This is a genomic window from Acetobacter nitrogenifigens DSM 23921 = NBRC 105050, assembly GCF_000429165.1.
GTDB lineage: Bacteria > Pseudomonadota > Alphaproteobacteria > Acetobacterales > Acetobacteraceae > Acetobacter > Acetobacter nitrogenifigens.
In genome coordinates this window covers 1-14,825 of the sequence record NZ_AUBI01000030.1, presented here as the reverse complement: position 1 = coordinate 14,825, position 14,825 = coordinate 1, and the positions used below count along the sequence as shown (strand labels likewise).

The 14,825-nt window shown below is 53.4% G+C and carries 11 protein-coding genes; 2 read left to right on the top strand and 9 right to left on the bottom strand.

Annotation, left to right across the window (positions count from 1 at the left end; translation table 11 throughout):
• The coding region (locus G442_RS0118060) for an IS5/IS1182 family transposase (RefSeq protein ID WP_026399096.1) at nt 1-340 on the top strand (340 nt) is incomplete at its 5' end.
• A 281-nt stretch (nt 341-621) separates the two neighbouring features.
• Here G442_RS0118060 and G442_RS0118055 read toward each other — a convergent pair.
• The 8 genes from G442_RS0118055 to peaA form a co-directional block, all read right to left on the bottom strand.
• On the bottom strand, nt 622-2,793 hold the full coding sequence (locus tag G442_RS0118055; RefSeq protein ID WP_035376903.1) for a xanthine dehydrogenase family protein molybdopterin-binding subunit: 2,172 nt from the start codon (nt 2,791-2,793) through the stop codon (nt 622-624).
• 118 nt (nt 2,794-2,911) lie between these two features.
• The gene (gene qhpE, locus G442_RS23295; RefSeq protein WP_084440706.1) at nt 2,912-3,622 is read right to left on the bottom strand and encodes a subtilisin-like serine protease QhpE; all 711 of its coding nucleotides are present in this window, start codon (nt 3,620-3,622) and stop codon (nt 2,912-2,914) included.
• Between the two features lie 31 nt (nt 3,623-3,653).
• Nucleotides 3,654-5,261, bottom strand: coding sequence for an ABC transporter ATP-binding protein (locus tag G442_RS0118045; protein WP_246789534.1), 1,608 nt, complete (start codon nt 5,259-5,261; stop codon nt 3,654-3,656).
• An 89-nt stretch (nt 5,262-5,350) separates the two neighbouring features.
• Nucleotides 5,351-6,046 carry a hypothetical protein gene (locus G442_RS0118040; RefSeq protein WP_051292522.1) on the bottom strand — a complete coding sequence of 232 codons (696 nt, stop codon included), beginning with the start codon at nt 6,044-6,046 and terminating at the stop codon, nt 5,351-5,353.
• Nucleotides 6,047-6,405: 359 nt separating this feature from the next.
• Nucleotides 6,406-7,494 carry a YncE family protein gene (locus G442_RS0118035; protein ID WP_051292521.1) on the bottom strand — a complete coding sequence of 363 codons (1,089 nt, stop codon included), beginning with the start codon at nt 7,492-7,494 and terminating at the stop codon, nt 6,406-6,408.
• A gap of 81 nt (nt 7,495-7,575) precedes the next feature.
• Nucleotides 7,576-7,914 (bottom strand): quinohemoprotein amine dehydrogenase subunit gamma, encoded by a 339-nt coding sequence (gene qhpC / locus G442_RS0118030; protein WP_026399091.1) that lies wholly within the window; start codon nt 7,912-7,914, stop codon nt 7,576-7,578.
• Entirely contained in the window at nt 7,911-9,389 is a 1,479-nt protein-coding gene (peaB, locus tag G442_RS0118025) for a quinohemoprotein amine dehydrogenase maturation protein (RefSeq protein ID WP_051292520.1), read from the bottom strand. The genes qhpC and peaB overlap by 4 nt, the downstream gene beginning before the upstream one ends.
• Complete coding sequence (gene peaA / locus G442_RS0118020; protein ID WP_084440705.1) at nt 9,386-11,188, bottom strand: quinohemoprotein amine dehydrogenase subunit alpha; 1,803 nt, start codon at nt 11,186-11,188, stop codon at nt 9,386-9,388. The genes peaB and peaA overlap by 4 nt, the downstream gene beginning before the upstream one ends.
• A gap of 619 nt (nt 11,189-11,807) precedes the next feature.
• On the opposite strand from peaA, the gene G442_RS0118015 reads away from it, so the two are divergent.
• Complete coding sequence (locus G442_RS0118015) at nt 11,808-14,312, top strand: TonB-dependent receptor domain-containing protein (protein WP_146882637.1); 2,505 nt, start codon at nt 11,808-11,810, stop codon at nt 14,310-14,312.
• A 166-nt stretch (nt 14,313-14,478) separates the two neighbouring features.
• On the opposite strand, the gene G442_RS0118010 is transcribed toward G442_RS0118015, so the two are convergent.
• Nucleotides 14,479-14,825: IS5/IS1182 family transposase (locus G442_RS0118010; protein WP_026399087.1), on the bottom strand; the 347-nt coding region annotated here is incomplete at its 5' end.

The following is a 14,825-nucleotide window of genomic DNA, read 5'->3' as shown; positions in this document are numbered from 1 at the left end:
CACCCTGACACCAGGTCAGGCCCATGAACTTCCCTCGGCCATGGCCCTCCTTGACGCATTGCCGCACGCCCCGCGCTACGTCGTCTGCGATCGGGGCTATGCCTCGAACCAGTTTCGAGAGGCCTTATGGGACAGGGGTTCACGCCCGGTCATCCCGACAAAACGCAACGAACCGCAAGTAGCCTGCCCGAAATGGGCCTATCGGCACCGACATCTGGTGGAAAACCTGTGGGCACGCCTCAAGGAGTGGAGAGCAGTCGCCACGCGGTATGAGAAAACCGCTACGTCCTTCATGGCTGTCATCTGCATCGCTGCAACAGCAGATCATCTCAAGACCTAACAGACCCTAGTGACATCCGTCGATCTCCAATGTCATAACAAGACTGCATTTTGTCGATATCGACGTGTCCACTGACCGCTATTTTGTCGCTCGCCTCCCGGACATTCCTTACGTATCCCGCTATTTACGTGAAATTTTATAGATACCTCGGCGACGCTGCCATTCACCGGCATGTTGGCGGGGATAGATCACCCGCAACGGCATATCCTTGTAGGGAGAGGGTCGCTGCATTGGGGCCACAAAAAAAGCTGCGCCCACCGCACCGATTGACCGCCATACCTTCATTTTATTTTAAATGGATATTTTCTATATCTTTCTTTTGTGGCGGAAAAAAGGGCATTGCTTAATGCCGGAAAGGCTGCGGCAGTCCCAACCTCTCCTATCCCCCCAGGCTCCTCTCCACTGTTCACAATATGCACTTCAACATGAGGGGCTTCATTAATTCTCATCAAGCGATAATTATGAAAATTACTTTGATCTATTCTCCCACCCTCCAAAGTAACTTCCCCATAAAGTGCAGCCGTAAATCCAAAAAGCAGCCCACCTTCGATCTGAGCGACGAGCGTGTCTGGATTCACGGCCATTCCGCAGTCCACAACAGCCGTCACCTTCGAGATTTTTATTGCCTTTGTCGGCTCTATTGTAACTTCCGCCACCACCGCGCAGTGAGTGCCGAACGCATTATGCAGCGCCACGCCGCGTCCAACACCTTCAGGCATATCGCTGTTCCAGCCGCTCTTCTCGGCTGCAAGATCAAGAACAGCGACCGACCTCGGGTTATTCTTCAGCAGGCGTTTCCTATAAACGATTGGATCTATGCCTGCCTCAAATGCCAGTTCGTCAATAAAGCTCTCAACAACATAGACATTATGCGCAGGGCCAACGCCTCGCCACCAACTCACCGGAACAGGCGTGTCCGCCCGGGTCCAGATTACGTGCATATTCGGCAGTTCGTATGGTGTGTTAGCAGCCCCCGCGACCGCATCGTGATCAAGCTTCCCCACGGGGAGCCCCCCAGGCGTGAATCTGTCCATCACCGACGGGCCACTCACATGATGCGTCCAGACCAGAGGCAGGCCATCCGCCCCAAGCGTCGCACTCACACGGTCATAGTAAGCGGGGCGAAAGAGGTCCTGTCGGATGTCTTCTTCACGGCTCCAGATAAACTTGACCGGCATTTGAGTTTTGCACGCGAATTTCGCTGCCTGTTCGAGAAAGTCGGTCGCCAGTCGCCGCCCGAAACTTCCTCCGATCATGTGGTTATGTATCGCCACGTTCTTCTCAGGAATGCCGGTTACGGCAGCGACCGCCTGCCGTGCTCGCGTGGGGACCTGCGTCCCCATCCATACGTCGCAACCTTCAGAGTGAACATGAACTGTCGCGTTCAGGGGCTCCATCGCAGCATGGGCGAGAAACGGCGATTCATAGGCGCTATCTATCTTTTTTCCTGAAATTTGACCCATATCGGCCTTACGGTCGTCGCGCGCAGTGACCGGCGCAACGTGATCGGCGGCGCTTTTTATAGAGGCGAGGACGTCGCCAGTGGAGAGATGCGCATATTTTTCCGCGCTCCACGTCACATCAAGAGCGGCGAGCCCCTTGCGTGCTATCCAGTACTTTCTCGCTATGACGGCAATGGCGGAGCCTATGGAGAGAATGTCCAGCACGCCCGGAATCGCTCTCGCGGCGCGGTCATCAAATCGAACGACGCTCCCTCCCAGAAACGGGCATCCCATAACGGCGCCATACACCATGTCAGGAACGCGAACGTCGATGCCAAAGACAGCGTGGCCATTAAGTTTATCTGGAATATCGATCCGTGGGATCGATTGCCCCACCAACTTCCAGGCCGTCGGGGACTTCAACTTGACTGTGGCAGGCACCGGCTGGCGAACCGCGTCTACGGCAAGGGCGCCGTACGTGGCGATTTCATTGTTGGCAGGATTCTTGATCGTTCCATTCTCTACGATCAAACTATCCACACTTACGTTCCACTTGTCTGCTGCTGCAGAAATCAACATCAGACGCGCCGCCGCACCTGCCTGCCGCAGCGGGGTCCAGCTTTTTCGAATAGACCGCGAACCGCCGGTAGAAAGTGATCTCAAAAGCGGGGGCGTCATATCTGTGACATCCTGCGGCAATGCAGTCAGAACCGTAATTCTGTCGGGATTCACCTCCAGCTCTTCAGCAATCAGCATCGCCTCCGCCGTGTAAATACCTTGCCCCATCTCAATATTCGGCACGATAAGCGCGATCTCGTTGTCCGACGATATCCGAACGAAGCCGCCAATTTGTGTATTACTTCGCGCTGGCGTATCCGATGCGGCCGCAATTGAAACGCCCATGCGCGATAAATCGGCGAATGCCAGAAGAAGGCCCCCGCTCACTAAAAAACGACGGCGGGAAAAGTTGCCCAGAACGTCGCCGGCCTTATGAACAAGCGGAGCAATCATACTTTATCCGCGATAGCAGCAGGTTGACAGAAAGTCATGGCGCGAAAAAAATGCACCGCACCATCACACAGTAACACTATTACCCTCTTATATTAGCGGTATTTTTTCAGCTATTCGCTCAATTTCCGGAGATTGCAGCCCCTGCCATGAAACCCTTTCGTAGAGCGCAAAAATCGCGCGAAACGGAACTCCCCTCTGCGATCAACGCCGCGAAGCCGGTAACCTGAGCCACTGCGAAGCTTACGCCATGCAGATTACGTCGTGAGGGAACCCCAGGAATCGGGCGCGGATATCCAGACGCAGCGACCGTCAATTTCTCCTCCGCTTGCATGGCCTGATAACGAGATCGCGGAATATCCCAATCCAGCGTGACGCCGATAACCGACGGCAATGCGCCAGGGTAACATGCACAGCCTCCCGCCTCTGCCGCCGAAATCACTGTCACACCGCCCTCCCGGGCCTCCCGAACGGCTAGAGCCAACACCGCCTCATGCGCTGGATTAAGCGATCCGAGGCTAAGATTGATGAGGTCAACATCCTCCGACACCGCCCAGCGAATTGCGCTCACTAAAGCAGCCGCGCTGGTGCGTAATGCAGTTCTGAATACCCGAATAGGCACGCACAAAGCGTCCGGCGCCTTCTCCTGGATTGCCGCCATGACAGCTGTTCCGTGGCCCAGCTGATCAACAGTCGAGCCCGAACCGGACTCAACTCCGCCATCTGGGAGCACACCGACACCACGACATAGTCGAGTTGCATCGATATGCGGGTGCGACGACTGCACCCCGCTATCAATGACGGCAATTCGGATACCTGCTCCGGTTCGCATTGACCCTCCGACTTCCCTATGGGGCGCAGGGTCATGCATCAAGCGTCTCAACGCTTCTTTTGAGCTGAATTCGCCCGTCTTCGATCATAACGACCATGTCAGCCCGCTCAGCCAGAACAGGGCGATGCGTGATAACTATGAACGTGGCGCTCGGAAGCGCCCGTCGCAAGCTATTCGCCACGAACTCCTCCGTCTGGCCATCCAGCGCTGCGGTAGGCTCATCAAGGATTAAAACAGCAGGATTCCGCAGCAGCGCGCGCGCCAGGGCGACACGTTGACGCTCGCCAGCCGAGAGAGCCAGACCACGCTCACCGGTCTGGGTCTGGAGCCCCATGGGCAACCGTTCGGCAAGAGCCTGCAGACCAGCAAGGCGCGCGGCTCTGGACACGTCTTCGGAAGTCGCCTCACTTTGACCAAAAGCAATATTTGCGGCGATCGTATCGTTGAAGATATGCGGCGACTGGTCGACCAGCAAAATCTCTCTTCGCAGATCTCCAAGCCGCAAATCACGCAAATCAACGCCATCCACAGAAACTGTCCCGCGATCCGGATCCAGATTACGAACGAGAAGATCCGCCAGACTGGACTTTCCAACTCCGCTGGGGCCAAGGACCACGCAAAACATGCCCTGAGGAATAACGAGATTGATATCCTGCAGAATTTCTCTTGCGCCGTGACGCAATGAGACTCCCTGGAGTCGAAGTTCCTTTCTGATTCCGTTCAGATGAACCGCAGTCGGCCGTTCCGTCACATCCGGCGGGGTGTTGAGTAGTTCTTCAACTCGCGCCAAAGACACTCGAGCTGAACTAAGCCCGGACGCCAAACCCATAAGCACCTGTATTGGCCCAAAGAGACGCGTTTGATAGCTCATGAAGGCAACGAGAGTGCCTATAGTCATTTTTCCCGCAAAAACCAGAAGCCCGCCATAGATCACTATGCCGGACGTAGTGATTGTCAACAAAGTTCCCGGCACGGCGCCAGCCATAAATGAGACGACCTGCATTCTCAGCATCGACGACACAAAAGCCGAGTTACGCTTTTCGAACTTAAGAATTTCTGCATTGCTGGCATTTAGGGCGGTGATAGCCCGCATACCCAATATACTCTCGACCAGCATGCTGCCGAGATCAGCGCCGCGTTCGCGCATCTCACGCGTCAGAATCGTAAGCCGTTTCTGATATTTTATGAAAATCAACACGCATGCTGGCAAAAGAACCACACTGATGAGAAACATGCCCCAATTCAGCCAGAGCATAATCGCCACGCAGCCGCACAACGTCATAACGTTGCTTACAATCGACAGCAGTGTATCGGCAGTGACGCGTTGAATATCGCTGACATCGCTGTTCAAGCGCGACATCAGATCCCCCAACCGAAATGTGCTATAGAAACGCGGAGATAAAGTTTGAAGATGCCTCAACAGCGCTACACGAATATCGAACAACATAGAAGCCGAGGTCGACACATAACAATAACTTGCGAGTATATTCAAACCATAACCGACAATCGCAACTACAACCATAGCGACGGCTATGCGAACCAGAAAGCCTGCATCGTGGGGAATAAGCGCCTTGTCGATCATCAGCCTCGACAGCCACGGCTGGGCCAGCCCCAGCCCCGTCGCCGCCAGACTAACCATGATGACAAACGCAAGAGGCGCGATGTAGCGACGCATGAAAGGCAGCAGGAGGCCGTAGCTACTCCATCGCGCGACGGACGCAGGCGCGTTCATGCCGCACGCGCTCTTGGATAAAGCCGCAAACCATGAAGTTCATATTGCGGCTCGCTTAGTTCAGCCAGACGCTCTGTGCACCATTCGAATCCGGCTGCAAGCGTTTCGACCTGTTCCCGCCACCACCCGGTCTTGCCTCCGGTGTGATAAAATTGCGCACATATACGCAAGTGACGGCGCATCGAAGCCAACAACATAGAGTGATAATGCAGCAGAACCGCCGCCTGCTCATACCTCGACTGCCGACGTTCCGTCACCGCCTGAATCACTGCGGCCCCCAAAATGGCCTCGCGTGCCGCCTGCCCCGCACCATCGCCGCAAAGAGGATCAAATGCGATTGCATTTGCGCCGCACGCCAACCATCCAGGGCCAGAAAGCTGAGTCAACATCCTTGGCGCAGTTTCAAAAATCTCCCTTTTTTGCGAAATAATCTCAACTCTTTGAGAAATATACCGACTTTGGCAAACAAGCTCGGGCAGCTCGCCGCCAACCCCCAACAACCAGCCTCCGCCGAGGCTGGTGGGTATCAAAAACAACCACCCGTGATCCAGCGCCTCGATCCAGCATGCGTCATTCTCATCCGCCCTTAAAAGTCGGACTAACGCCGCCGACCCGGAACGTCTTCCGAAATATTTCAGTGCCGCATTCGCTCCCGCCGCATCGGAACGAACAGAAAAAACTTCTCCGGCCAACGGTTCCTTTATGCTTTGAACAGGCGGCAGTTGCCTGCTTAGTTCTCCCGCCCCAAACGTAACGCCACTGTGTGGCACCGAGACCGCCCCCCTCCCCCCCCACGCAACAATTCTTCTGGAGATTCGCATGCCGCCCATCGGCTCAAACGGTCTGCCGAGGCAATCACCAAGCAACCTTATGGCTGCTTCGCCCAACATTACAGCTGGACCACTGGTCGCTTGAGGGGCGCGCGAAAACGCAGGAATTCCGATACGCGCGAGCAGATTAGCGCAACACCTCGACGCAATGCCATCGCCTTGCAGCAGCACCTGCATATGCGCCTGCGGAACCGACGTCGGTGGGCAGCTATCGTCAGACATCAGGGCAAATTTATTATACCAGCCATCGTGATGTCGTTCCCCAACTCCCAATCCGTTTCGGGCTTAAGCGTCTTGGCGTCGTAAACTGCGACATCATAACCCGCGCCGTATATATATAGTTTCTTTCCGTTCCTGGACATCCCAAAATAAAAACGGCGTCTGCACGGAAATTCAGTATGTCCCACAGCGATGTTGGCCGAAAGGTCATAGTGCCAGAATTCACACCGCTGGTTCCCATATTCTCCATTTTCGACGACCGTATATCCGTCCTTTCCATCAGGCGTCACTTGCAGCCCTTCAACTGAATTAGGCGCAGCGCCGATAGGATCGAACTTGTACGTCGCGTTGGTGAGATCAAAGCGCCCGACGCCAAAGGTTTTGTTGTGAATGTAAGGATCTTGAGACATGAACAGCGAAACGTATTGTGATGCATTACCCAGTGTACTGATCGCCGTCCCTATATTGATATCCTGCTTCCATGCCGGATCCGGTTTCGCAAGGTCAATCCGCTTGGTGACCTTCATATCATGCGTATCTACAACCCTTACTTGTTTATCAAAGATGTAGAAAATCTTTCCGTCGGGCGAAACTCCAAAAGACGGACGCCTGTTTCCCGACCCATCTTCATCCGACACGTCAACCGCCTGAGAGACTTTATGCTCCTTCAGGTCGACGACAATGTACTGCGGTTTACCGAAGCGAAATCGATCATTGAGTTTGTCAATGCGCCATCCCAATGTATAAAAATATCGTCCCGCCGGATCAGCAACTCCCCCGAGGAAGCGATACTTCAATGTAGGCGTATTTAAAGTGAAATGGTTCACAACCTTATGGGTCTTGGCGTCAAGCACCTCGAACCCCGAGGAGGTCAGCGTCATGACGTAAATTTTGCTTTGATCCGCTGATAACTGAATATTTGATGGCAACCCCGTTTCCATCGTCACTTTCTGCACGACATGCCCTGTCGAATCGTCAATGAATTGAATTTGGTCCGGATACCCCCCCAGAACCACCGTAGCCGCACTCGCCTGTGTTCCTAAGGCCGTCGCAAGCAACACGATGACGCTTCGAATGCCGGGAATATTCATGATGCAAGATCTTCCTCAAGGAGACACGGGCTCGAACTCCCGGCGCACTGTATTAAGAAGGAACGAATGAGAATTACCGACTTATGGGAAAACAATATCAAGATTCCGCCAGTCTTTAGTCGCTGACGCACAGTTACTGGCCCAATCCGGCGAATAATTTACATGATCCGGAACCTGAACCGGCCAGAAGCACGTGACATAGCAGTCGTAGATATCCCGCTCCACGGGCTGGCACAGCCCCGCCGTGCCGCCGCCGGCATCCACCTCCCACCCCGGAGAGAAGGAGAGCGTACATCCCATTGGCACATGGGGCCGCGGCGGCGGCGTTGTCTGCTGCAAGGCGACAAAATCTTCGTCCGTAGAAGCAACCAGGTCGTCGATCCTGCGAGCTTTTCGGTTCAGGGGCTTCAGGTGCTTCATGTCATGGGTTTCCGTTCTGCGAATCGCTCAAGAAATTCGGGTTTTTGGATCGCAAGAACTCCGTATATTTTCAGGCATGTGTCCGTCCATTCGCGAATCCAGTCACAGTAGTGCAGATTAGCGTGCCCTGTGTCTCCATAGCGCACGAACGCTTCGTGGTGGCACCCTCCGGCGCAAAGAGGACGCGCCCAGCAAGTCTGGCAATCGTATTTCGTGCCTATATGACCACGCGCCAGAAAATCGCCCCGCTTTTCAGCGTCGATTCCACTGTTGATGTTGCCCAGCGTGTGACTGTCCGCATCGGTAAAACGGTGGCACGGAGACAGATCCCCGGACGGGCTCACTCCCAGCAGACCAAGACCGGCGCCGCACGGATGAGATTTGTTAACACCTTGCGTCAACTCACCTATAGTCTCCGAGACATTGGAGAATCCATGCATCTGGCCGCGCAACGCATAGTCCAGCCATTCGTCGGCGAGATCGTGAAACCCTCGCAAAACCGCGTTCATATCAGGATCTGATATTGAATAATCCTGCTTCTCCGAGCTTGTCACCGGGGCAAAGCCAACTTCGTGGAAACCCAAATCGTCTTTCAGGTGCCTAAAGATTCGCACGACGTCCGTAACGCCATCCGTAAGCGTGACGCGTGCAGTTATAGCTCGCGATTTGTGGCGATCTATAAGTTTTCGTAACCGCGGCTCAATGACGTCATAGGACCCTTTGCCGTTTTTAAATACACGATGCTTGTTCTGCAGATCCGGTGGACCGTCCATGCTGACTGTGACGCCAACATGATGATCCGACAGAAAATCGATAATTTCGTCGTTCAATAATGTCGCATTCGTCGTCAGACTGAACGTAACTGCCTTGCCGCTTTGCTGCGCCTGGTTTTCCGCATAAAGAACCACGTCGCGCAGCAGCCGAAAGTTCATCAACGTTTCGCCGCCGAAAAACGTTAGATGCACAGCCTTCCGGGCCGCTGACTGCTCCAGAAGAAAATCGACCGACGTCTTCGCGGTCTGCAACGTCATAAACTTGGGCTTGCCTTGCGGGGTCGCGATTTTGTCAGAACCGAATTCATAACAATATGTGCACGCAAGGTTACATTGGCTTGTGATGTTCAAAACCAACGCCTGAAGCGGAAAATCCGTCGGCGGCGCTTCGGGCGAAGAAAATTGACGCGCGGCCGGGGCGTCCGTGACAATGCCCTGCACTAACAACAATTCACGAATAAGGTCTTCTGCGTCTTGCCGTTGGTGACCTTGATTACAAAGAGCCGCAACGAGCGCCCCATGCTCAACACCCTCGTCTGCGATGTTTGCAAGAACAGTTCGCGCCGCCTCATCCAGCGCAAAAATGGCGCCCGCGGCAACAAGGTAGATAAAATCATTTCCACCCGCCTCGAATTCATGCAGTTCGCCGCGGCGGTAACGCGTCGAGGTAGAAAACGCGTCCTGATGACGGATGACGTTCATTCTGAAACCTCCGGCTGGTCCCAACGCTTGTAAGCTGGCACAGTGGTGACGAGATAACTGCGCCCAACAAGGGGCTTTCCTGCGGCGTCTTTTTCGTCCTTCGCCGTGGCGACGACCCAGACTTCACCGTAATTGTTTCTCATAAACCGACGTTGCGTATCCGGCCCCTCGACATTTGGCGTAAAGAGACCACTCGTCGGATCGAGTTTCCCGACGAAATGGACGTCGTCGTCGTAGGTGACTGTCGGGAATTCAGCGAGCGACCACGAAACAGGAACGGATCGTATCGGAAAATCATCTGCATTGCCGGGCTTTCCGTCCGACCCCGCCGACCAACCCGTCGCAGCGAATTGCTGATATCCTTTGCCATATTTTATGCCACCCAAATGGGCCAGAGCCGTGTCAGGCGACACCTTGATGTAGTCTATTCTCGAATATACCGTAAGCGCCTTTGGCAGCATTGCGCCATGCACAACGACGCTACGACTCCCGGCCACCGCCGTTGTCCCGACATCTACGGTAGCAACGACTTCACCCGACGAAAGTGAGGCCACTTTCCTGACAGTGATCCCACTGCCAAAATCCACATCCCCAGGGGAAAGCGACGCTGGCAAGGCTGCTCCATAGAGATGCACCTGCGCGCCCGTAACGCCGGACTTGAGGGCGTTAGGCCACACCGCCCCGACCATTGGCGCGCCCGTCTCGCGTGTCAGCGTCACATCCAGACCAAATTCATGATACTCGCCCCAGTACCAACGCCCCACGGACTTCGCCTGATCAGGCTCGAACCACATAGTCTCCCGCATCTTGTCGGCAATATCGTCTGGCCGCGCAGCGTCCCCACCCTCTCCTTGCGACGTCCCTCGCCAGGAGTATCCTGCATATACAAGCCCAACCCCCTTGCGAGTCACGACCTTACCGTCATCAAGAGATTTCAATGTAGTCGTCGAGGTAAACTCGTCGGAACCTGCAGCCTTCGCCACAAGATCCATCTCACCCACAAATCGCCCATGCCCACCAAACGCCGCGCTCACGAACCATTTGCCAGTCAAAATCGGAGCACGCATGGAAGGACTCCACGCAGCCCACTCAGGCGTATGCAACGGGGCATTTTTTGTTAGCCACTCGAGCGCGACCTGAGCCTGGGTTTCTGCTTTCGCTCCACCGTCATGTGCACCGCCCGCCGCAGGCGTCTCATAGGCCCGTTGCGCGGTCGCATATAGCGCTTTGTGCATATTCTGTAGAAGGGCCCACTCACGATGGCTTCGGCGAGAGGACATCGGCTGAGCGAATGCGTGACAGCTTGCGCAGGCTTGGTGCAGCACGTCGTTCGGGATGATCGTTTCGTCCTGAATCCGCCTCTCCGCGAAATACATAACCGGCTTGGCCTCTTCTGGCGCAAGACCATGCGAGGACGAAAGATATTTGACGACAGATCTCGCCTCATCGGGCGTGATCGACAGCCCGTTGAGCTTCACCATTCGCTTGAGCGTCTGAGCCCAACCTTCCGGCGTCGCTCTGGTCCAGGAGATACGGGACAAGTTCCCCTTCGCATCCGGCGTGTGACAACCGCCACACCGCTGCGTGGTCAACTTGTCAGTTACCGGAATTCCGACGTCGATCTCGGTCCAGTCAGCAGGGTCAACTGATTTATCAGCCGCATGCGCGCCACCTGCGAGCACAGAGAATGAGCCAAGAAGAAGCGTCGCACAAAAGCTAACTTTGGAAACTTTCCGCACCCGACCCAGTGGTGAGAAAAACCGCCAGCTACCGCTGGCAGTGGAAGGCGAAACGATCATCCCAAAGTGGCCTCTCACCGGATTATACGGAATGCTTTCTAAGTCCGTCACCGATTCTGATCCGAAACCAATGAACAGAATGCAGTCACGAATATGATTCGTTATAGCAATATTCCGATTTCGGAATATATGTCAACCTCATGCAACGACATATTAGGGTGCCGCCCCCCTACTCTCACGGTAGTTTAGACAGCCCAAAACAGAAAAATTGTCCCGTACCAATCGTATGGATAACGCGCACAAATATAACTCGACACAAACTATCTGTTTTTGGGGCGCGTTGTTACAGACGCATGCAAAAAATCAACTTTTTAAGCCCCTCAGGGCCATCTATTTATGCCGCCCCATTTCAACGAACCACTGCGGACGATCAATCCCGGCCAACCAAAAAAGCATCGCCCGCCACCGCGATACACCGACTCGGTCCGTCAGGCGTCGAATCCAGTCGCAGCAACAACCCGCTGATCCTGGCGCTCAATCTCGAGCGGTCGGAGTTGACAGGGTCACGTCGATCATTTTTAACTCGATATCGAAACAGTCGCGCAAGCGGAAAATCGTCACGATATATCAAAAATATGCGTTGATATTTTTATATATAGCATAGCCGGAGTCATCAAGTATGAGAGATTCGCGCCTTTCCTCTCTAATAATGTTAAGCACCCTTCTGCTCGCAACAACCCCGTTTACTCCGTCATGGGCGGAAGAAAGCTCACAACACGAAAAAAGAATTTCAAAAAAATATAGACAATCAAATCACGCAGCGAATTCCTCGACAAAATCCTCGCAAAAGAGCGAAAAAAGAGCCTCTAACCAGCATCGGCGTGGCATAGAGTCCAGCGACGCTGAAACTCTTGGGGTCCATGGAAGTCGGGTAAGAACCCACGGCGCTGAGGTGGCGATAACTCGTGCAACCATGGATCAATTTGTTTCGGGCACAAATCCGATGCAAATTCTTGCGCAGACCACACCCGGAGTAAACTTCACCTCTACGGATGCGTTCGGTCTCGATACTTGGGCAAATAATCTTTATATGCGTGGCTTCACGCAGGACCAAATCGGCGCGAGTCTTGATGGGATGCCTCTCGGCGGGCAAGGTTACCTCAACTCCAACGGCGTCGCTATTACGCAGGCAATCATACAGGATGATATCGGCGGCATGAGCATGTCGCAAGGCGCAGGTGCGCTCGATATGTTCTCCGCTCAAAATCTGGGAGGCGCCATATCATACGTATCCCGCGACCCCCAGGATAAAGCCGGCGGCAAAATAAGCCAGACATTTGGAAGTTTTAATGCATTTCGCACCTATGGTCGCGTAGATAGTGGAATTCTCAACTCAACAGGAACAAAGTTTTACGCTTCGTTCGCTCGTACCAAAAGCAACCTCTGGAAGGGTGTCGGCTACCAGAGCGAATTACAGGCAGACGCAAAGGTTGTGCAACCAGTCGGCGATACTGGGAAAATCACCGCATTCTTCGGATACGGAAATTTTACCCAGGCAAATTACATGCCTATGAACCTCAATACCTGGAGAAAAATGGGCCGAGACGCGACCTTTCTAAAACCTGATTACGAGAAAGCTAAATTATGGGCTTACTACGCACAATATACTTCGGATGTCCCCCCTGGTTACCAGGGCGTCCTTTCGAATGACGATATCGCCAACTATGTCTGGGATGGCTCACAGATACAGAGAACATACCTTTCATATATAAATGGTCATTTCGATTTATTTAAAAACATCACGTCAGATACGATAGCTTACGCCGGAATTGGTAGCGGCACATCTGGATACACAAACAACTTTGTCACTTCCCCCAGTGCGGGCGCTGTAAGCCTGCTGGCGGACGGCACAGTTAGCGGGGTCCCTATGGCCCTCGGAATGCCGCACTACTTTAGCCGCCGACTAGGTTTCACTCAAAAATTTTCTATCGAGGCCCCCCACCACAATCACATCGAAACGGGGGTCTGGTATGAAAACAACTATTGGCGCGACGCGTATCGCTTATACGAAGACTATGAAAACGAAGGCCACAATTCTAATTCAGACTTCAAACAAAACCAAGCCCATACGTGGTACGATGATTCGTTTAATACGAATACTTTTCAGTTTTTCCTTCAGGACCGATGGACTATTATTCCCGGCATGAATCTGCTCGCGGGCTTTAAGTCACTCACTCAAACAACTCACGGGGGAACGAAAGCGGACTACACTGCGGAGCTTGAGGCTGAAGGCTGGAACCCTTATTATCGCCACCCGGTGAACGGCACAATGACTGCCTCATCTGCGTTTTTGCCGCATTTCAATTTCGATTACGTATTTTTGACTCACCACGAATTTTACTGGGACATTGCTGAAAATCTCCGAGCATACGACTTTAAAACACAAACGAGCGGAGGACCTTGGGGTGGCCTAGGCACCAGCGCAGCGGGGCAGACTGCTCAAGACGTATTTGATGCAAATAAAAACAAACTTCGTCCAGAAAGAACCTGGAACTATGTCGTGGGATACAGATATAATTCAAACTTCTTCTCAGGATCGGTGGATTTCTATCATACCGATTATTACAATAGACTAGCGACCATCACAGAAGGCACCACCAGCAATGCTTATACCGCTTATTTGAATGTTGGAAGAGAAACGGTCAACGGGGCGGACATTCAAGGTACAGTCCGCCCCTTCAAGGGACTTTCTATCACCAACAGTTTCAGCTGGGCTGATGCTCAGTATCAAACCAGATCTATTAATTATGCGGGATCAACTTACAGCCTGAAAGGTAAAAAGCAGGTTTATTACCCAAAATTTATGTACAAAGCAGATTTGACCTACATGTGGCGTCAAGCGACGTTCAATTTTAACGTCAACTACATAGGATCGCGCCCAATCACATTTTTAAACGACGAGAAAGTTCCGGCCTATTGGCTTGCCAGTCTCGGCTTAGGATACAACTTCGGTAAACTTGGATTCACTAAAAATATAAAAACCAATTTTGGAATAACTAATCTTTTCAATAAAAATTATATCGGCGGTATCACAGGCAGCGCCGGCATCTCCGGAGACGATAATTACAATTTGTTTGTAGCCGCACCTCGGGAATTTTACGGTACAGTTTCAGCAGAGTTTTAATTCTGGCACTTGCCGCACTGCGCGAGGGACCGTCTCATAGGACCCTCGGTCTCTGTGACTTGAAGTATGAAAAATTTATCCGACACACAATCTTTAATCGAACTATCGATCGATCCAACCTTCCATACATGAAAGACGATGTGATTAATCACCTATCTAGAGGGTGTTATGCACATTGGATCATCTGTGCGGGATGTTTGAGCATGTATCCGACGAATGCGATGACGTGGAATCCTGCGAGCGTGGCCGCGTATCTTTCGTAGTCCTTGACCAGCCTGCGACAGCGCGTGGCCCAGGCAAAGGATCGCTCCACGACCCAGCGACGCGGCAGCAGGACAAAGCCTCGCTTGGCTTCTGGCAGCTTGACCACATGCAGGGCAATGCCTTCGGCGGCAGCGGCGTCGGCCGCGACTGCGCCGGTATAGCCCTGATCGACATAGGCGAGTGTGACGTTGTCGCCGGTCGCGTCCTGGATGTCGGCGGCGAGACGTGCCACGGCGGCGCGATCGCCGA

Coding starts and splice junctions, on each gene's coding strand:
- G442_RS0118035 (WP_051292521.1), bottom strand. CDS start 7,494: ATGAATATTCCCGGCATTCGAAGCGTCATCGTGTTGCTTGCGACGGCC.
- qhpE (WP_084440706.1), bottom strand. CDS start 3,622: ATGCGAACCGGAGCAGGTATCCGAATTGCCGTCATTGATAGCGGGGTG.
- peaA (WP_084440705.1), bottom strand. CDS start 11,188: ATGATCGTTTCGCCTTCCACTGCCAGCGGTAGCTGGCGGTTTTTCTCA.
- G442_RS0118045 (WP_246789534.1), bottom strand. CDS start 5,261: ATGGTTAGTCTGGCGGCGACGGGGCTGGGGCTGGCCCAGCCGTGGCTG.
- G442_RS0118015 (WP_146882637.1), top strand. CDS start 11,808: ATGAGAGATTCGCGCCTTTCCTCTCTAATAATGTTAAGCACCCTTCTG.
- peaB (WP_051292520.1), bottom strand. CDS start 9,389: ATGAACGTCATCCGTCATCAGGACGCGTTTTCTACCTCGACGCGTTAC.
- G442_RS0118055 (WP_035376903.1), bottom strand. CDS start 2,793: ATGATTGCTCCGCTTGTTCATAAGGCCGGCGACGTTCTGGGCAACTTT.
- qhpC (WP_026399091.1), bottom strand. CDS start 7,914: ATGAAGCACCTGAAGCCCCTGAACCGAAAAGCTCGCAGGATCGACGAC.